This window comes from Duncaniella sp. C9 (assembly GCF_004803935.1).
Classification (GTDB): domain Bacteria; phylum Bacteroidota; class Bacteroidia; order Bacteroidales; family Muribaculaceae; genus Duncaniella; species Duncaniella muris.
This window is the reverse complement of the sequence record NZ_CP039547.1, coordinates 624351-642118: the sequence shown is the minus strand read 5'-3', so window position 1 is coordinate 642118 and position 17768 is coordinate 624351. Positions and strand designations below refer to the sequence as shown.

Annotated in this window: 16 protein-coding genes and 2 riboswitches; of the genes, 8 read left to right on the top strand and 8 right to left on the bottom strand. The window is 52.7% G+C overall.

All coding sequences use genetic code 11. From position 1 onward, the window contains the following. Window positions 1-11: 11 nt before the first annotated feature. The 5 genes from E7745_RS02620 to E7745_RS02600 all read right to left on the bottom strand — a co-directional run bounded on the left by E7745_RS02620 (window position 12) and on the right by E7745_RS02600 (window position 6840). Window positions 12-1361: an ATP-binding protein gene (locus E7745_RS02620; protein ID WP_136408244.1), complete on the bottom strand. Its 1350-nt coding sequence runs from the start codon at window positions 1359-1361 to the stop codon at window positions 12-14. Further along, entirely contained in the window at window positions 1340-1576 is a 237-nt protein-coding gene (locus tag E7745_RS02615) for a hypothetical protein (RefSeq protein WP_136408243.1), read from the bottom strand. Before E7745_RS02615 ends, E7745_RS02620 begins: the two co-directional genes overlap by 22 nt. A gap of 76 nt (window positions 1577-1652) precedes the next feature. Further along, on the bottom strand, window positions 1653-4664 hold the full coding sequence (locus tag E7745_RS02610) for an Ig-like domain-containing protein (protein WP_136408242.1): 3012 nt from the start codon (window positions 4662-4664) through the stop codon (window positions 1653-1655). Window positions 4665-4890: 226 nt separating this feature from the next. After that, window positions 4891-5134, bottom strand: a riboswitch (cobalamin riboswitch). A gap of 46 nt (window positions 5135-5180) precedes the next feature. Continuing rightward, a complete protein-coding gene (locus E7745_RS02605; RefSeq protein WP_136408241.1) occupies window positions 5181-5726 on the bottom strand; it encodes a hypothetical protein in 546 nt (181 codons plus the stop codon). Window positions 5727-5952: 226 nt separating this feature from the next. Further along, a riboswitch (cobalamin riboswitch) is annotated at window positions 5953-6196 on the bottom strand. Between the two features lie 62 nt (window positions 6197-6258). Next, on the bottom strand, window positions 6259-6840 hold the full coding sequence (locus E7745_RS02600) for a cob(I)yrinic acid a,c-diamide adenosyltransferase (RefSeq protein ID WP_136408240.1): 582 nt from the start codon (window positions 6838-6840) through the stop codon (window positions 6259-6261). A gap of 203 nt (window positions 6841-7043) precedes the next feature. Between E7745_RS02600 and E7745_RS02595 the strand changes: the two genes are divergently transcribed. The 5 genes from E7745_RS02595 to E7745_RS02575 all read left to right on the top strand — a co-directional run bounded on the left by E7745_RS02595 (window position 7044) and on the right by E7745_RS02575 (window position 10618). Beyond that, the gene (locus E7745_RS02595; protein ID WP_107032775.1) at window positions 7044-7292 is read left to right on the top strand and encodes a hypothetical protein; all 249 of its coding nucleotides are present in this window, start codon (window positions 7044-7046) and stop codon (window positions 7290-7292) included. A gap of 61 nt (window positions 7293-7353) precedes the next feature. After that, window positions 7354-7956: a riboflavin synthase gene (locus E7745_RS02590; protein WP_136408239.1), complete on the top strand. Its 603-nt coding sequence runs from the start codon at window positions 7354-7356 to the stop codon at window positions 7954-7956. A gap of 203 nt (window positions 7957-8159) precedes the next feature. Then, on the top strand, window positions 8160-8786 hold the full coding sequence (locus tag E7745_RS02585; RefSeq protein ID WP_107032773.1) for an FKBP-type peptidyl-prolyl cis-trans isomerase: 627 nt from the start codon (window positions 8160-8162) through the stop codon (window positions 8784-8786). A gap of 58 nt (window positions 8787-8844) precedes the next feature. Continuing rightward, window positions 8845-9654 carry an FKBP-type peptidyl-prolyl cis-trans isomerase gene (locus tag E7745_RS02580; RefSeq protein WP_168181955.1) on the top strand — a complete coding sequence of 270 codons (810 nt, stop codon included), beginning with the start codon at window positions 8845-8847 and terminating at the stop codon, window positions 9652-9654. 52 nt (window positions 9655-9706) lie between these two features. Then, window positions 9707-10618 carry an FKBP-type peptidyl-prolyl cis-trans isomerase gene (locus tag E7745_RS02575; RefSeq protein WP_107032771.1) on the top strand — a complete coding sequence of 304 codons (912 nt, stop codon included), beginning with the start codon at window positions 9707-9709 and terminating at the stop codon, window positions 10616-10618. Window positions 10619-10694: 76 nt separating this feature from the next. On the opposite strand, the gene E7745_RS02570 is transcribed toward E7745_RS02575, so the two are convergent. From E7745_RS02570 to E7745_RS02560, 3 genes are all read right to left on the bottom strand, one after another. After that, complete coding sequence (locus E7745_RS02570; RefSeq protein ID WP_107032770.1) at window positions 10695-11891, bottom strand: DUF5309 family protein; 1197 nt, start codon at window positions 11889-11891, stop codon at window positions 10695-10697. A gap of 34 nt (window positions 11892-11925) precedes the next feature. Further along, window positions 11926-12174 carry a hypothetical protein gene (locus E7745_RS02565; protein ID WP_123398496.1) on the bottom strand — a complete coding sequence of 83 codons (249 nt, stop codon included), beginning with the start codon at window positions 12172-12174 and terminating at the stop codon, window positions 11926-11928. A gap of 244 nt (window positions 12175-12418) precedes the next feature. Further along, window positions 12419-13543: an OmpA family protein gene (locus E7745_RS02560; RefSeq protein WP_123398497.1), complete on the bottom strand. Its 1125-nt coding sequence runs from the start codon at window positions 13541-13543 to the stop codon at window positions 12419-12421. 468 nt (window positions 13544-14011) lie between these two features. On the opposite strand from E7745_RS02560, the gene E7745_RS02555 reads away from it, so the two are divergent. The 3 genes from E7745_RS02555 to xylA all read left to right on the top strand — a co-directional run bounded on the left by E7745_RS02555 (window position 14012) and on the right by xylA (window position 17693). Then, window positions 14012-14734: an NUDIX domain-containing protein gene (locus E7745_RS02555; RefSeq protein ID WP_107032767.1), complete on the top strand. Its 723-nt coding sequence runs from the start codon at window positions 14012-14014 to the stop codon at window positions 14732-14734. A gap of 80 nt (window positions 14735-14814) precedes the next feature. Then, window positions 14815-16299, top strand: coding sequence for a xylulokinase (locus tag E7745_RS02550; protein ID WP_136408238.1), 1485 nt, complete (start codon window positions 14815-14817; stop codon window positions 16297-16299). Window positions 16300-16376: 77 nt separating this feature from the next. Next, entirely contained in the window at window positions 16377-17693 is a 1317-nt protein-coding gene (gene xylA / locus E7745_RS02545; protein WP_107032765.1) for a xylose isomerase, read from the top strand. Window positions 17694-17768: the final 75 nt, after the last annotated feature.

The window sequence follows — 17768 nt, the reverse complement described above, 5'->3', positions numbered from 1 at the left end:
TTTCCGACCTCCTAAACCAGTCCGCTCAGATCCACCTGGAAAACACCTCCGCAGTCAGTCTGCCGACGGATAAACATGGTCATATAGACAGGCGCATAGATCACAGGTCCGCTGCGGCGGATATTTCCATTGCACAAGACATAGGCTTTCTCTATATCGTAGTCCTTGCAAGCCAATACATTGCTGAGAGCATTGTGTCTTTCGTAGTCTTTGCCTGATTTCACTTCAATCGGCACAACTCCGTTGAGGTCTGAGATCACAAAATCCAGCTCGCCCATCCGCTTATTGTTATAGTAATACGGCTGATAGTCATGGCTCAATAATTCCTGGGCCACAACATTTTCGTATATCGCACCGAAATTGATTGTCAGATCTCCCGACAGAATTTTGGTTTGAATGCCATCGGCATACTGGGCCGTCAGCAGACCCACATCATTTGAAAACAGTTTGAACAGATTGCGTGTGACAGCCAGTTTCAGCGGCATCTTAGGTTCCTCGACATTGTAGACCGGAATCGCTACGCCTGCATTTTTAAGCCATAGAAAGTCGTTCTGAAATCTGTCAAACTTTGCGTGTTCGTTAAGCCGTTTAAAAATGAAGCGCTTGTTTTTAGCGTCAAGTTCAGACGGGATGAGATCAAAAATTTCCTTAATCTTGAGCTTGTCTTTCTCTGCATATTGCGAGATATCTTTGCGGTAAAGGGCAACAATGTCTGATTGAGTCCGGCTGACAATATTGAGATTGTTTGTGGTCACGTATTGTTCCACAGCTGCCGGCATACCTCCGATTATAGTATAAAGGCGGTATAATTCGAGCAGTTTCTCATGAATCACCGGGTCGACAGGCCTGCAATCGGTCCAGCATTCTCTTACGCTGTCAATTATGCACTGTGCGACGCCTAAGTTCAGTATGAATTCTTCAAAATCCAGCGGATATGTCTCCTTGATACTTAAATATCCTACCGGAACTGAACGTATTTCTGATAGTTCCACTCCGAGCAGTGATCCGCTAAGAGCGTATCTGTAGCTCCCTTCATCGACAAGAAACTTTATGGCGGTCACAATGTTCTCGCAGCACTGTACCTCGTCAAAAAAAATCAGAGTCTCCCCTTTATAAAGAGGCTGTTGGCTGATGGCTGAAATTCTGAGCAATATATCATCTACAGAACTTGCATCTTTGAAAAGCTGTATAGCTTCCGGTTTTTCGATGAAATTTATCTCGACAAAAGACTTGTACTGCTTGCCTAACTGACGGATTGCATATGTTTTTCCTGTCTGTCTGGCTCCGGAGAGTAGCAATGCAGTCTTTTGCGATGCATAAAAATCTTTTAAATAGCTGTTTAGGTGTCGGAATAGTGCCATGCTGAATCTGCTTTTTTGCAAAAATAATTTGTTTTTGCCGTTTTTCCAAGGCTTTTCGGGCGATTTTTGCCGTTTTTCCAAGGTGATTTTGCTTGTTTTTGCCGTTTTTCCAAGGTTTTTCGGGCGATTTTTGCCGTTTTTCCAGGATTTCGGGGGCTGGCAGATCCGGGGGAGGTGTTGATAAGGGCGCTGTCATGGCGAGATTTTTCGCTCATGGCAGCGCCCTTTGGCGTAATACTCGGTATGGCCGAGTGTGCTTAGAGGGTCGTGCTTTTAACGACCTCTCACTTGTTACTTGCGGATCATCTTGACGGTTTCAGAGCCGATGCGGACAAGATAGAGTCCGGAGGGGAGGGCCGAGGTGTCAATGCGGTTCTGACCGGCTTCCAGAGATGCGCTGATCAGCAGCGATCCCTGCAGGCTATAGACTGACGCGCTTGTGGCAACCGGTGTCTGCACCATGATATAGTCGGTGAACGGATTGGGATAGGCCTTCACTCCGACTATGCCGACGGATTCGATTCCGGACTGGTCTTTCGCTTTGACGGTCACATTGCGGGTGGCGCTGATGTAGGAATATTTGGTTGAGGTAGCTTTTATGGACGCGGTTCCTTCCTTAAGCGCAGTGACGAGGCCGTTTTCATCAACGCTTGCAATCTCAGGGTTGGTGGAAACCCAGATGAGTTCCTTGAAATCAGTGTTTTCAGGAGTGTAGACCGGTTTAAGAGAAAGGCTTTCACCCTCGGTCAGTTCTTCGGCTGATTCTTCAAAGGCAAGTTTTTCGAGAGCCATACGGACTATGACATGGCATGTGGCTTTATAGCCGCCGTCAGCAGTGGTTACTGTGACATCTGTTTCTCCTGCCTTGCCGGCTATTGTGTATAAGCGGTTGTTCTTAAGACTGACCACATCAGGATTGGAGAGTTCATAGGTCACATTCTGGTTTGAGGGTTTGGCCGGGGTCCATATCAGGGCTGTCGAGATGATGCGGGTTCCCTTTGTGGATGCAATGGCTTCTACAACCTCGTCTTTGAAGGCAATGCCTTCCACTTTTATGCTCCACACCTCGACAGAGCAGGTGAATCTCTTTGTGCCGTCGGCATTGGCATAGGTGATTACGGCGTTTCCGTCAGCTACGGCTGTCACTTTGCCGTTCTTGTCGACGGTGGCGATTGATTTGTCAGAGCTTGTGACGGTCATGTCTTCGCCGAGGAACAGTTTGCAGGCGGCGAGTGAGACGGGAGTGGCACTTTTGCCGAATTCGAGGCTCATGGAGAGTTCCATGCCGTCAGCAAAGGCATCGGTTCTGAACGATACGTCAGGAATAACGCCGGAAAGCTGATACTGAGACGCAGCCGTGAAGTTGGGATTGCGGCCTGTGAAATAGTCTATGTCGCGGTGACCGCCGAGCTTGTCGCCGAAACCGCCGAAGGTCAGGCATCCGCCGCTGAGGTCGAAATCGATGGGCTGCTGGTCGTTTTTGAGTGTTACGGTCACTTTCTGCTGAACGGGGAAATTGTATTGGCCGCCTGAGCCTTTGACGCTGTTGCTGTCATAGCCTTCAGGGATGGATGAATAGAGAGGCGAGCAACCCTGGTTGTAGATTGCGGCCAGTTTTCCGGCATTGTGGTAGAGGCCGCTGAAGTTTACCTCAAGGACGTCGCCGGGCAGGTTGTAGCTGTCATTACGGACATCTTTGGCCTTGGACACACTGTAGGAGGCCGGTTTTGCCGACATTACCTGGTAGACGCTGTTGCCTGCGGCGTCAGTCAGACAGACGATGTTGCGTCCGAATGCCAGCCGGACGGTATATGAGCCGTCGGCGTTTTTGCTGACTTTTTCGGTCGAGAACCCATTGGGATATGACAGGGTGTTTTTCTCAAGGTCGACAAGCGGAGTGGCCACGCTCACGGAAGTCACGCCTTCAGGGGTGAAGGTGTAGTCGAAACCGTCTTCACCCTTCATGTAGTAGAAGACATCATGTTCGGCATCAATCTCGCCGGTGCGGTTTTCATGAGTGTAGGGAAGCTTCATGTTGCTTCTGATTCCTTCGGCCTTGTCGCCGACAGTGACCACGAAGGTGCCGACATTCTCAGCCCAGATCGAGCTCCAGAGATTGCCTCCGGCTACATCGACCGACATGGCGTCATAGCGTACCTGCACAATTGCGGTGCCTTGCTTCTTTGCGGTGATGAGGCCTTCAGTCGTGATGTCGATCACCGAATTGTCGGGCTTGAAGTCAGTGCCGAGCACGGTGTAGTGATAGTCGGGTTCGATAAAATAGTTGGCTGTAACGGTGTTGGTCAGCTGCCAGGTGCGCAGGTTGACGATGTGGAACTTGCTGTCAGGCTGCATGTGGAGATGCCCCTGCGGATTGATGTTGAGATATATGTCGGCATAGTTGTAGCCGCTGTTGGCTGCCACGTCATGATTATAATAGTCTGACGGATAGGCGTTGAGTTGGGCGTCTGTGATAGTGATGTCGCCTTTTGACGGGTCAAAGATACCGGCATTGGTGATGCTGCCCGGACGTGACACGCGGTAGTTGTAGTTGGAGCTCTTGGGCAGACGATAGGTATAGACCATGTCGTTGCCTGATTCGACAGCCGTTGCCGGATCGTAGTAGGTGAAAGGCACGTAGTGGCGCGATCCGATCTTCTGAGCCACTTTGACTTCGGCATCCTTTGGCGCGGTCAGAGAGAAAGTGACATAGGGCTCGAAAGTGCATGACGCGGAGACATCGAATGTTACGGTCCGTGTTATTGTGACCTCGGCATAGTCTTCGGCATAGTCTCCTGAAGGGAAGAGGGTGGCGGTAAATGAATCGCCGATTTTAACCGGAAAGGTAATCACCTTGCGGGTGCTGTTGGCATAGACCACAGGAGTCACCGGATGGTTTTCGCCTTTCTGGGAGGATACGTTGATCCGGTCAAAGGGAACGTCATAGTCTTTGCCGAGCTGCCATTCGATGCCGTCGGTCTTGTTTGTAGCGTAAAGCGAAATGTTGTAGAGCCTTACATTGTCGGTTTCGCCTGAGACGGAGACAGTGATAGAGCCTGTCGGAGTACCTTTGGCATCGAAGAGGTTCATTACGTAGTCGCCCGGATCGCAGTTGAAGGTGTAGACAGGGTTTGAATCCGCTGAAGGCTCGCCGATGTTTACGGTCTCGCCTCCGGCTGCAGGGACCACGGTCATTGATTTGCTGATGGTGTTGAGCGTTACGGTCACTTCTGTGGCCGAAACTCCGGCTGTCCACATCAGTCCTAAGAGTGTGGTCAGAGGAAGTAAAGATTTGATCTTCATTCGGTTTATGATTGGTTAAAATAAAAAGAAGTCACTCAGACGCCTGAATGTCAGACAGTCGGGGTGACGGCTATTCATAAACCGTCCGCAATGCGCCCGGACCGCATTTCCGGCCCGGAGGGCTATGGAAACGAGGAAAAAGCGCATCCGGCCGGATAGGCCCGGCCGGGGGGAGGTGCGGATGAGATCAGAATCAGTGATGCCGGCTTTAGTCCACGAAAGCTGCAATCAGGATGTCAATTTCGGCAGGTTTCCTGACTTATCCGGCTTTCGCGGCGGCCTTCCCGCAGCCCTGAGTGGGCTTTTGCAGTGACCGTAAAAAAAAGTTGCCGTGAAGCTGCTGCCACAGGCTCATGGCCTTGTGGCGGACTTACAGTAGCGGGTCTGTCCGGGATTCTCACCCGGTTCCCTTTTCAATCCTGTCCGGACCTCTGTCCGGCATAAGGATCACCGAAATTTATGGTGCAAAGTTAAGAAGAATAGTTGGAACGAGATCAAATTCTGCAAAGAAAAAAGCTATCCCCGGCGCTGATCATGACTGCTGCCAGGGGATGTCAGGGGTGCCGGTGAAGTGGTTGATGTAGCGGGCGAGGATGAAGAGATAGTCGCCACCTTGCGGGTGCTGTTGGCATAGACCACAGGAGTCACCGGATGGTTTTCGCCTTTCTGGGAGGATACGTTGATCCGGTCAAAGGGAACGTCATAGTCTTTGCCGAGCTGCCATTCGATGCCGTCGGTCTTGTTTGTAGCGTAAAGCGAAATGTTGTAGAGCCTTACATTGTCGGTTTCGCCTGAGACGGAGACAGTGATAGAGCCTGTCGGAGTACCTTTGGCATCGAAGAGGTTCATTACGTAGTCGCCCGGATCGCAGTTGAAGGTGTAGACAGGGTTTGAATCCGCTGAAGGCTCGCCGATGTTTACGGTCTCGCCTCCGGCTGCAGGGACCACGGTCATTGATTTGCTGATGGTGTTGAGCGTTACGGTCACTTCTGTGGCCGAAACTCCGGCTGTCCACATCAGTCCTAAGAGTGTGGTCAGAGGAAGTAAAGATTTGATCTTCATTCGGTTTATGATTGGTTAAAATAAAAAGAAGTCACTCAGACGCCTGAATGTCAGACAGTCGGGGTGACGGCTATTCATAAACCGTCCGCAATGCGCCCGGACCGCATTTCCGGCCCGGAGGGCTATGGAAACGAGGAAAAAGCGCATCCGGCCGGATAGGCCCGGCCGGGGGGAGGTGCGGATGAGATCAGAATCAGTGATGCCGGCTTTAGTCCACGAAAGCTGCAATCAGGATGTCAATTTCGGCAGGTTTCCTGACTTATCCGGCTTTCGCGGCGGCCTTCCCGCAGCCCTGAGTGGGCTTTTGCAGTGACCGTAAAAAAAAGTTGCCGTGAAGCTGCTGCCACAGGCTCATGGCCTTGTGGCGGACTTACAGTAGCGGGTCTGTCCGGGATTCTCACCCGGTTCCCTTTTCAATCCTGTCCGGACCTCTGTCCGGCATAAGGATCACCGAAATTTATGGTGCAAAGTTAAGAAGAATAGTTGGAACGAGATCAAATTCTGCAAAGAAAAAAGCTATCCCCGGCGCTGATCATGACTGCTGCCAGGGGATGTCAGGGGTGCCGGTGAAGTGGTTGATGTAGCGGGCGAGGATGAAGAGATAGTCGCTCAGACGGTTTATGTAGGTGAGCACAATCGGTGCCACGGTCTCGCCTGTGTCGGCAAGATTGAGTATCTCGCGTTCGGCGCGGCGACACACAGTGCGGGCCACATGGGCATGGGCAGCCCCGATGCTTCCGCCCGGCAGAATGAAAGTGCGCTGTTCGGGCACTGAGCCATCGAGAGTGTCGATCTGCTGTTCGAGTTCGGCAATGCGGTCGGGGATCACCCTAAGCGACTGCGGCAGCTCGCTGTCATCGGCAGGGGCGGGTGCCGGAGGTGTGGCCAGATAGGCTCCCAGATTGAAGAGCGTGTTGTTGATGCTCAGAAGAGTGGCGGTGACGAAGTTGTCGAGCTGCGCGCAGTGGGCCTGGACAAGACCGATGTGGGCGTTCAGCTCGTCAAGAGTGCCGTAGGCATTTACGCGGGGCGAGTTTTTGGCCACTCGCTTGCCACCGACCAGCGAGGTCATTCCGGCATCGCCGGTGCGCGTATATAGAAGACTTTTTTTCATTTTATGCTGTTGACAGTGAAGATTCCGGATTTAAGATGCTGTTTAAATAACAACCTCTTAAATGCAAATGTCGCAAAAATGGTTTATAAAAATTGTCATAAAAGTATTAAAGTTCTGAAAAAGGTTGTAATTTTGAGCTACACCCGTCACAGGCATACCTTAAATCCCACCTATATATAATATATATACATCATCCTGATCCCATGTCCAGACGTCCTGACTTTTTAGGCGTATTTCTGTTGCTGATTCTGACGTTTCTGGCCGGCGGCATTGCCGAGGCCGGGCTTTCGCGCGGGCTTGTCGATGTGAAAAATTATTCGAGTGCCTCAGGTCCGTCGCTGAAGATGATCCAGAACATGGTGCAGGATGATTTGAAATACGGGGTAAAATTTGTACATTTGCGCGGGTTTCGACTGCTTGCGGGTGACGCGGGCGGTGGCCTGTGTGGATGATCCGGGGTCCGGATGCATCAATAGTTCAGAATTATCAGAATCATAAAAACAAATATTGGATATGTTTTCAGGAATCGTTGAAGAAGCAGCCGAAGTGGTTGAAGTTGTGCGCCGTGAGGGCAATGTGGATATGCGCGTCAGATGCAGTTTCACTGATGAGCTGAAGATTGACCAGAGTGTGGCCCACAATGGTGTGTGTCTGACTGTGGTTGCTCTGCCCGGCGACGGGACTTATACCGTGACTGCGATCCAGGAGACGCTTGACCGCAGTAATCTCGGTCTGCTTGAGGCCGGGAGCCGTGTGAACCTCGAACGTTCTATGCTTATGAACGGCCGTCTTGACGGGCATATAGTGCAGGGCCATGTGGACTGCACGGCTGTCTGCGAGGAGATTGAAGAGGTGGAGGGAAGCCGCTACTATAAGTTCAGCTATGAGGTTGATCCGCGCATGGCCGCAAAGGGTTATGTGACTGTGGAGAAGGGTTCTGTGACGGTCAACGGCGTGAGTCTGACTGTTTGCGATTCGGAGCAGTTCTCTTTCCGTGTGGCGATCATTCCCTATACATTCGAGCATACCAATTTCAAGGATATCCGTCCGGGCAGCCGTGTGAACATCGAGTTCGATATCATAGGCAAGTATCTTGCGCGTCTTAACGAGTTTTAAGCCGCTGCCAGTCCAACTATTGGTGCTGTAGGGCGTTATAAGTCTGAAGGATGTGCCGGCCGGGCCTTTCGGCAGGCTGATGTTTCTCTTGATGAAGGCTTATGGCTGCTGATTTAACTTTTTTAAATTAAAAATATTAAAGGGGTAGCCGTAAAATAGCCTATCTTTGCAGACTTGATGACAACAAACGAACTTATATAATTATGGAAAATAAAGAATTAGACCGTATCAGCTATGCTCTCGGACTGAGCATGGGCAATAATTTCCGTGCGAGCGGAATTCAGGAAATCAACGTTGAGGATTTTGCCGATGGCGTTGCCGCTGTGTTCTACGGAAGTGAGCCCAAGATGACTTATGACGAGGCTAAGGCTGAGATTCAGAAATATTTCACTGCTCTTGAAGAGAAGCAGCGCGCCGAGGCTGCGAAGATGGCCGATGTTAATGCCGCTGCGGGCAAGCAGTTCCTTGAAGAGAACGGCAAGCGTGTGGAGGTCAAGACCACTGCTTCGGGTCTGCAGTATGAGGTGATCGAGGATGGTGACGGCGAGATGCCTACCGCTCAGGATCAGGTTGAGGTGCACTATACCGGCAAGCTGATCGACGGCACTGTGTTTGACAGTTCTGTTGAGCGTGGTGTTCCGGCTACTTTCGGTGTCACTCAGGTGATTCCCGGCTGGGTCGAGGCTCTTCAGCTGATGAAGGCCGGTTCGAAGTGGCGTCTGTTCATTCCCTCTCAGCTGGCTTACGGCCCTCAGGGTGCAGGCGGCATGATCGGTCCGAACTCGACCCTGATTTTCGATGTCGAACTTCTGAAGGTCATCAAAAAGTAAGACGGCCGTCTCTGCCTGAGATGACTGACAATGCGATATGCAGATAAAAGGTATTGCAATGCGAGCAGTTCGGGGGCTGGTTCTGGCGGCCGTGCTGACGCTTGCTTTTAAGGCTGAGGCTCAGACTGCGGCTTCTGATTCGCTTACGCGGGCGCTGGCTACGTTCTGGGGCACTTCGGTGAAGAGCGAGAGGCTTAGTCCTGCCGAGAATCTCCGTTTTCTTGAGGGTGTGGAGGCGGCTCTGACCGATACTACTTCGGCAAGCAGCGCCTACCGCAACGGGATCGGTGTGGGAATGAATTTCCTGTCCGGTCTGCGTGAAATGGAGTCGCTGGGCATGAAGGTTGACCGCGAGGCGTTTGCCAAGGCTGTAGTCACTGTGCTCAATGGAGGCAGTGTCGGTTTCACGGCCGGTAGCGCGGGTGAGTTCATCGACCGTCAGATCGCTCCGCTCGTGGGCGGCTACGATTCTTCGGCTTTCACTCCTGAGAGCCAGGCTGCTTTCCTTGCGGAGGCCGCCGGAAAGAAGGGGGCGGTGACAACTCCTTCAGGGCTCGTGTTCGAGGTGATCACCGAGGGCGAGGGCGATTTTCCGGGCGCTGCCGACAAGGTCAATATCGAGTACACCGGCCGTCTGAGCAACGGGAGTGTCTTCGACAAGACCGAGGAGCCTGTGAGCTTCGATCTGGTGCGCCTTGTTCCGGGTTTCCGCGAGGGGCTGCAGATGATGCGTCCCGGCGGTGAATACCGGATTGTGCTTCCGGCCTCTCTGGGCTATGGCGAGCGCGGTGTGGGCGATGTGATTCCTCCGGGTGCGGCCATCGAGTTTACCGTCAGGCTGCTTTCGGTCGACCGCTCTCAGCCGTGATGCGTATTTGGAATAGAAACAACACCATATTAAAATAACAATTACAAAGTTTATGAAAAAACTTCTCATGGTATGCGGCGTCGCCGCTATGATGTTTGGTGCTACTTCATGCAACAAGACATCTTCTTCTGACAATGCCAACCAAGGTTTTGGCGACTCTCTCTCTGTTGCGATGGGTTCTGCCCAGGGCAGCCGTCTTCTTTCGGAATATATGACACTTCCCGAAGAGCAGCAGGCCAACTACAAGAAAGACGATATTCTCCGCGGTCTCAAGCAGGCTCTTATGACCGACACTACCCAGCAGGGCTATCTGACTGGTTTCCAGTTCGGTATGCAGCTGTTCGGCCAGATTCTCCGCTATGAGGAGGCCGGTGTGCCCATTGACCGCAACAAGCTCTATGAGGCTTATGCCAAGGCGTTCTCTGCCGATTCTGTTGATTCAGATCAGATGCGCGAGCTCCAGACCGAGTTCCAGGCTCTTGCCCAGCAGGCCCAGCAGAAGATGATGGAATACTATCAGAAGCAGGAAGCTGCTGCCCGCGAGGCTAAGGAGAACAGCCCTGAGGCCAAGGAAAACGTGGCCAAGGGTGAGGCTTATCTGAAGGATCAGATGGCTAAAGATCCTGAAATCAAGGTTACTGAGTCGGGTCTCGCCTATAAGGTGATCAAGGCCGGCGAAGGTGAGGCTGTAGGTGCCAACGGCAGCGCAAAGGTTAAATACGTGGGCAAACTCATCGACGGTAAGGAGTTCGACAGCAATTCCGAGGGTGTGGTTATGAACCCCAACCGTGTTGTGCCCGGTTTCGGCGAAGGTCTTTCAATGATGAAGAACGGTTCGAAGTATGTGCTTTATATCCCCGGCAAGCTTGCTTACGGTGTGGATGGCAATCCGCAGGCCGGTATCGCTCCCAATGCGATGCTTGTGTTTGAGGTTGAGACTTCTGACGTGACACCTGCCAAATAACAAGGCTTTATAAAAAGAAAAAATGCCGGAGGGCTCCCGATGCGGGGGCTCTCCGGATTTTTTTTGGGCGGCGGGATCAGCGGGCGGTGATGCGCATGTGGGCGTTGGGATGGCGGAGCACAAGGCAGGAGGCTTCGGTGAGGACTACTCCTTCGGTGTTGCGCAACCCCTGTTTGCGGAAGCTGATGCGCTCGGCCGAGAAGGGGACATGGCTGTATTTGGTGAGATATTCGGGGTCGATGACCATGCCGTTGTCAGGCATTCCGCATAGGTCGAAGACTTCGGAGTGGTGCACGTAGAGGGTGCCGAATTTGGTGACTATGAGGTGGAAGTCTATGCCCCAGATGGTTTTCTTCTCGGTGGCGCTTACGGTGCGGACGGCTTTGAAGGTGTTGAGGGCTTCGATTAGTCCTGAGCCGGCTATCAGTACTTTGCGGGCCGATCCGGAGTGTCCGGTGAAGGCTTTTCGGGCGAGCCTGACAATGGCGGTCTCGTCGAAATCGGCAGGGGAGTAGGTGAAGGTGTTGTCGGTCTGGTTCCAGATGCCTCCGGTGAGAAAGACTTCGTCACCTGTGGCTGCGAGTTCGATGCGGGAGCGGGCGCCGAAGAGGAATGATTTTTCCATGCCGAGACGCATGTCCATTATAGCCACTTCTTCCTGGTCGGTGAATTCCCAGCCCACTTCCTTGTCGGCAAGTCGCTGATAGAGACTTTCTTCAACCTGGCTTTTGAAGATCTGGCAGAAGTTGTAGTCTTTGCGCGGGAGGGCGATGAACTGGGTGGTCTGCACGTCGAGCTCGCGGGCGGCACGGCCCATGCGGACCACGGGATCTCCTACTTTCAGGTCGAATGTGGCGGGAGTGCTGTCGGCGTTGACGGGAATGACGGTCAGGGTGTCGGCGCTGATTTCGGTGATGTAGCCTACGAGGGCCTGGCCTTTGTAGCTGCCGGTAGTCACGGAGAGGGTGGGAAGCAGCACTGTTTCGGTTTCGGAGAAGATGGCGCTGTTGGCAACTCTGATCGAGAACTGTTTGCCGGTTTCGACTGACAGCGAGCGGTTGCCTTCGGTGATGTTGGTGCTGCCTTCCTTGGTGTCGACCGAATAGTATTCCACTCGCATCGAGCCGGCGTGGCGGGCGGTGCCGAGGCGTGAAATCTGGTCAAGAGGGGTGGAGGAGGGGCGGATTTTTACAATGCGGCTGTCGATTTCGTTGCGCAGGAGTTCGGGTGAGATCTCATTTGAGAGGGTGGTGGTGAGAATGTTGGGTTCCATAGAGATGGGTTAAAGGTGAAAAAAAGTGGATGGTTCAGTCGGGCCATGCGCTCGGACGCATTGATGCGAGGACGGAGTCTGTGGGGTCGGACTGTGGGGCGGGACGGTCGTGGTCCTCGTGGCGCACGAGTTCCCAGAGGGTGTAGTGGCGCCGCGTGGGTGGCGGAGATGAGGGAGCGGTGTCAGGCAAAGGCGCAGGAGCCGGTTCGGGCTGAACGGAGGTGGCGGCTGCGGCAGGTGAGGCGGTGTCGGGGTTCGGTGGGGGTGTCTGAGTTGTTTCCATGAGCTGATGATCGGTTTTTTTGGTGGAGTTGAGATGCGGGTGAATTTTTTTGGAGGGGAGGGATGCGGGAGTCGGGAGTTGTGTCAGAGGGGCTGTGGGGGTTGACAATGCAAAGTTAAGGCCGGGTGGAGGCGGTTTTGGTGCGATAATGCGGGGAGGGGTGAAATTTTTTCAAAAAAATCCCCTCGCATCCGGCTGACGGGTGCGAGGGGCAGTGATTGTGTTTCGCTATATTTCAGAGAGATTATTCTTCAAGAGTACAGATGGATACACGGTTCCAGGACTCTTCGGCAAACATGTTGCCGATACCTTCGCCCTTGGCGTCGATGCGGTCAGAGGGAATTTTGTATTTCTTGATAAGAGAATTCTTCACTGATTCGGCGCGGGCTGCAGCGAGGCGTTCGTTGAATTCGAGTGAACCGTCGGGAGAAGCGTAGCCGCGGATCTGGACTTTTGCTTTCGGGTGGTTCTTGAGGTAAGCGGCGATCATTTCGACGTTAGGCATCTGGTCGGCAGTGATCTTGCTTGAACCGATCTTGAAGAAGACGTAGCGCACGGACGAAAGGGTGTTTTCCTTTACAACCTTTGCGGGTTTTGCATTGGCTGCCGCGAGGGCTGCAGTGAGTTCGGCGTTCTTGGCGTTGGCTGCGGCGAGGGCTGCGTCACGTCCGTCGATATCGGCGCGGAGGGTGTTGACTCGGTCGTTGAGGGCGGCGATTTCAGCAGAGTTGTCGACCGGAACCACACATTCGAAGCCGGGGCCGAAGTTGTAGTTGAATCCCACTGCGATGTTGAAGTTGGCGCGTCGGGCGTTGAATCCCATGTTTTTGTATTCCGAATTGTTGCCCGTCAGGTTGAATAGCACGCTCGGCTTGAGGGCGATGGAGACGTTTTCGGAAACATTGAAGTTGAAGTTGAGGCCGAACTTGGTCGAGATGTCGTTGGGGTCGTGGTGATTTGCGATGTAGTCGCGGCTCCATCCGATGCCGGCCACGGCTTCAAGTCCGAAGGGGCGCGGGTCACAGCTGAATCCCAGGAATGCGTTTGTGAGATTGAAGGTTCCGTAGCCGCCTACATAGGAGTTGTCAAATGCGGTGTGGCTGTGGCGGTGTCCGTTGACCGATGAGGTGTTGATCCCGAATATACCTTCAACGCCTACCCCGAAGAGGGGAGTGAGCTGTTTGCCGAAGTGGAGACCTACTGTAGGACGCATGTTCTGGAAGAAGGAGTGACCCTTCAGTGGAGTTGTCGCACCGACGTCAATGCCGATATTCCAGTTATCACCGAATGTAGGGCGCTCGATAATGTTTTGTGCCGAGGCTCCCATTACACAGCCGGCAAGGGCTGTTGCAACTAAGAATTTTTTCATATCCTTTGCTGTTTTTAGTTGATGTTGAGTAGAGTTTTTTGGTCGTTTTATCTTATAAACAACCTATGGGGTGAGATGGTTTGAAAATTCCGGTTGTGACAGGGACGGCTGATTTGATGGACTTCGTTATATCTATAAATATAGACGTGGCTGAATCCGGCCGGGGATTAGCAAAGTTTAACAGTCGGCTTGCGGGGCAGAGGCCGCGGGAGGCTTATTGTCAAATATACCCTAAGCCTGCGGGCGGCGTAAGCTATCTAAGCGCACGGCAGACAGTGATTTTGAGGCAGCGGCCGTGTTGGCCGGCAGGTCTTATTGTAACGGGCACACGAAGAACAGGGATATTGTCATGGTTAAGAAAACTAAAAGGATAGATTTTAATGTTTTAAAACATATTTTTCCGGGAAATTTTATTGTTGGAAAATTTGTACTTTTGTCAGTGTAAGCTAAAAACCTAATCAAAAGCCTATAGAAAACATGTCAACTCCTCTGGCAAACAATCATATCTCTGTTGACTGCGTGGTTTTCGGATTCGACGGCACTGATCTGCGTGTGCTCCTTGTGAAGCGCAGTGGAAGTGACGATGGCGGAGACTACAATGATATGAAACTCCCCGGCAGTCTTATTTATCGTGATGAAGACCTTGATGAAGCCGCAGGCCGTGTGCTCGAAGAGCTGACAGGAATCAAAGATCTGAGCCTGACGCAGTTCAAGGCCTTCGGCTCGAAAGACCGCACCAGCAATCCCCGCGATGTGCTCTGGCTTGAGAGAGCGCAGAAAGAGCATGTGGAGCTGATTGTCACCATAGCCTATTTCGCGCTTGTGAAACTCGACAAAGCTTTGGAGAAAACAGTGGACCCCGCCCAGGCACAGTGGTGCCGGATCGATGACATAGGACCTCTGGCTTTTGACCATAACCTTATTATAGAGGAGGCCCGGAAAGCCATACGCCGTGAAGCTGACAACAACAGGGCTCTGCTTTTCGATCTGCTGCCTAAGAAATTCACGGCCTCGCAGCTGCGCAAACTCTCGGAGATCATCAACGGAAAGACTCTTGATGTTAGAAATTTCCACAAAAAGATAGCCCAGATGCCTTACATAGTGCCTCTTGACGAAAAGCAGCAGGGAGTCTCGCACCGCGCAGCCCGCTTCTACCGCTTCGACCGGAAGGCTTACACCGTGATGAGATAGAACCCAGCCGCAGCCTTCTCAGGCACAGAAAAATTTAACGTAAATCACCAATTAATAAAAAACACAGACAGGAAACGATTATGTATCTATTAGGATATGACATAGGCAGCTCGTCAGTGAAAGCGAGCCTCGTCAATGCCGAGACCGGCAAGACCGTAGCTTCTGATTTCTATCCCAAGACAGAAGCCGAGATAATAGCCGTCAAGGCCGGATGGGCCGAACAGCGCCCCCAGCAGTGGTGGGATTGCCTGAAACACGCCACCGCAAGCATCATGGCAAGTTCAGGAATCGACCCCAAAGAAATCAAAGCCATCGGCATTTCCTATCAGATGCACGGCCTTGTGCTCGTAGACAAAGACAAGCAGCCCCTGCGTCCGGCCATCATCTGGTGTGACTCGCGCGGTGTGCCCTATGGCGAAAAGGCCTTCGGAGCACTCGGCGAAGAAAAATGTCTGAGCCACATACTCAACTCTCCGGGCAACTTCACAGCCACAAAACTGGCCTGGGTGAAAGAAAACGAGCCTGAACTCTTCGAGAAGATCTATAAGATAATGCTTCCCGGCGACTACGTGGCCATGCGTCTGACCGACCGCATCTGCACCACTGTGTCAGGCCTTTCGGAAATGATGCTCTGGGACTTCAAAGAAGGCAAGGTGGCAGATTTCCTGCTGGAATATTTTGGATATGACGCAGACATAATACCTGAGATAGTGCCGACATTCTCTGTCCAGGGCCTTGTGAGCGCGGAAGCCGCAGCCGAGCTCGGTCTGGCCGAGGGAATCCCCGTCAGCTACCGTGCCGGCGACCAGCCCAACAACGCTCTGTCGCTCAACGTGTTCAACCCCGGTGAAATTGCTTCTACAGCAGGAACATCCGGAGTAGTCTACGGCGTGCTCGGCGAGGTTAACTACGACCTGAAGAGCCGCGTCAACACCTTTGCCCATGTCAACCATACCAATGACCGGACCCGCCTCGGAGTGCTGCTCTGCATCAACGGAACCGGCATCCTCAACTCATGGAGCAAGCGCACTGTGGCCCCTGAAGGCATCGGCTATGCCGAGATGAACGATGTAGCCGACCAGGCTCCTATCGGTGCCGCCGGTGTGTCGGTGATTCCTTTCGGCAACGGAGCCGAGCGAGTGCTGCAGAACAAGGAAGTCAACTGCTCGATCCACGGCGTGAACTTCCTTACCCACAACAAATCGCATCTGCTTCGCGCCGCTCAGGAGGGCATCGTGTTCTCATTCATTTATGGCATGGAGATCATGGAGCAGATGGGCATGCCGATCAACAAGATCCACGCCGGACACGCCAACATGTTCCTCAGCCCGCTTTTCCGCAACACTCTTGCCGGAGTCAGCGGAGCCACAATCGAGCTTTATGACACAGACGGCTCTGTAGGCGCCGCAAAGGGCGCCGGAATGGGTGCCGGAATCTATAAGGACAACAACGAGGCTTTCGCTTCGCTGGAAAAAATCGAGGTCATCGAGCCGGTGGCCGCTGACCGCCAGGCCTACGTCGAGGCTTATGCCCTCTGGAAAGAACGCCTGATGCGTGAGCTTTAAAAAAACGTCCTTCTTTCAGACTGAAAATCAAAAAAACAGAAATCAATAAATAAAAATCATCCAATTACCTTATTATTATGGCAGTAAAAGAATATTTTCCCGGTATCGGAAAAATCAAGTTCGAAGGCAAGGAATCAAAGAATCCTATGGCCTACCGTTATTATGACGCTGAAAAAGTGATCCTTGGCAAGCCCATGAAAGAATGGCTCAAGTTTGCGATGGCCTGGTGGCACACTCTCTGTGCTGAAGGAGGCGACCAGTTCGGCGGATCTTCAAAGAAATTCCCCTGGAACGAAGGTGCTGACGCTCTGACAATCGCAAAGCAGAAGGCTGACGCCGGTTTTGAGTTCATGCAGAAGATGGGCATCGAATATTTCTGCTTCCATGACGTAGACCTCGTTGACGAAGGCTGCTCTGTAGAGGAATATGAGCACAACATGAAGGAAATCGTAGCTTATCTCAAGGGCAAGATGGCCGAAACCGGCATCAAGAACCTCTGGGGTACTGCAAACGTGTTCAGCAACGGCCGTTACATGAACGGAGCCGCTACCAACCCTGACTTCGACGTTGTGGCCCGCGCTGCTGTCCAGATCAAGAACGCTATCGATGCCACTATCGAACTCGGCGGTACAAACTACGTGTTCTGGGGTGGCCGCGAAGGTTACATGAGCCTCCTCAACACCGATCAGAAGCGTGAGAAAGAACACCTCGCAACCATGCTCCGTCTGGCCCGCGACTACGCCCGCTCAAAAGGCTTCACCGGCACATTCCTCATCGAACCCAAGCCTATGGAACCCAGCAAGCACCAGTATGACGTTGACAGCGAAACCGTTATCGGCTTCCTCAAGCAGCACGGTCTTGACAAGGACTTCAAGCTCAACATCGAAGTTAACCACGCAACTCTCGCCGGTCACACATTCGAACACGAACTCGCAGTGGCAGTGGACAACGGTATGCTCGGCTCTATCGACGCAAACCGCGGCGACTATCAGAACGGCTGGGATACCGACCAGTTCCCCATCGACAACTTCGAACTCATCCAGGCCATGATGCAGATCATCCGCAACGGCGGTCTCGGCAACGGCGGTACAAACTTCGACGCAAAGACCCGTCGCAACTCTACCGATCTCGAAGACATCTTCATCGCCCACATCGCAGGCATGGATGCTATGGCCCGCGCACTTGAAAGCGCAGCCGCTCTTCTCGAAGAATCACCCTACAAGGATATGCTCCGCGAACGCTACGCATCATTCGATGCCGGCAAGGGCAAGGACTTCGAAGAAGGCAAGCTGACTCTCGAAGACGTATATGCTTACGGCAAAGAAGTAGGCGAACCCAAGCGCACTTCCGGCAAGCAGGAACTCTACGAGGCTATCGTGGCAATGTACTGCTGATAGGCCCGACCAGATTTTCAGGGAATGTTCGTGTGGCTTTTAGGAAGCCACACGGGCATTTCCCTTATTCTCTTC

Excerpts from the sequence above, each read along its gene's own strand:
- E7745_RS02620 (WP_136408244.1), bottom strand. The coding sequence starts at position 1,361 with ATGGCACTATTCCGACACCTAAACAGCTATTTAAAAGATTTTTATGCA.
- E7745_RS02615 (WP_136408243.1), bottom strand. The coding sequence starts at position 1,576 with ATGAGCGAAAAATCTCGCCATGACAGCGCCCTTATCAACACCTCCCCC.
- E7745_RS02610 (WP_136408242.1), bottom strand. The coding sequence starts at position 4,664 with ATGAAGATCAAATCTTTACTTCCTCTGACCACACTCTTAGGACTGATG.
- E7745_RS02605 (WP_136408241.1), bottom strand. The coding sequence starts at position 5,726 with ATGAAGATCAAATCTTTACTTCCTCTGACCACACTCTTAGGACTGATG.
- E7745_RS02600 (WP_136408240.1), bottom strand. The coding sequence starts at position 6,840 with ATGAAAAAAAGTCTTCTATATACGCGCACCGGCGATGCCGGAATGACC.
- E7745_RS02595 (WP_107032775.1), top strand. The coding sequence starts at position 7,044 with ATGTCCAGACGTCCTGACTTTTTAGGCGTATTTCTGTTGCTGATTCTG.
- E7745_RS02590 (WP_136408239.1), top strand. The coding sequence starts at position 7,354 with ATGTTTTCAGGAATCGTTGAAGAAGCAGCCGAAGTGGTTGAAGTTGTG.
- E7745_RS02585 (WP_107032773.1), top strand. The coding sequence starts at position 8,160 with ATGGAAAATAAAGAATTAGACCGTATCAGCTATGCTCTCGGACTGAGC.
- E7745_RS02580 (WP_168181955.1), top strand. The coding sequence starts at position 8,845 with ATGCGAGCAGTTCGGGGGCTGGTTCTGGCGGCCGTGCTGACGCTTGCT.
- E7745_RS02575 (WP_107032771.1), top strand. The coding sequence starts at position 9,707 with ATGAAAAAACTTCTCATGGTATGCGGCGTCGCCGCTATGATGTTTGGT.
- E7745_RS02570 (WP_107032770.1), bottom strand. The coding sequence starts at position 11,891 with ATGGAACCCAACATTCTCACCACCACCCTCTCAAATGAGATCTCACCC.
- E7745_RS02565 (WP_123398496.1), bottom strand. The coding sequence starts at position 12,174 with ATGGAAACAACTCAGACACCCCCACCGAACCCCGACACCGCCTCACCT.
- E7745_RS02560 (WP_123398497.1), bottom strand. The coding sequence starts at position 13,543 with ATGAAAAAATTCTTAGTTGCAACAGCCCTTGCCGGCTGTGTAATGGGA.
- E7745_RS02550 (WP_136408238.1), top strand. The coding sequence starts at position 14,815 with ATGTATCTATTAGGATATGACATAGGCAGCTCGTCAGTGAAAGCGAGC.
- xylA (WP_107032765.1), top strand. The coding sequence starts at position 16,377 with ATGGCAGTAAAAGAATATTTTCCCGGTATCGGAAAAATCAAGTTCGAA.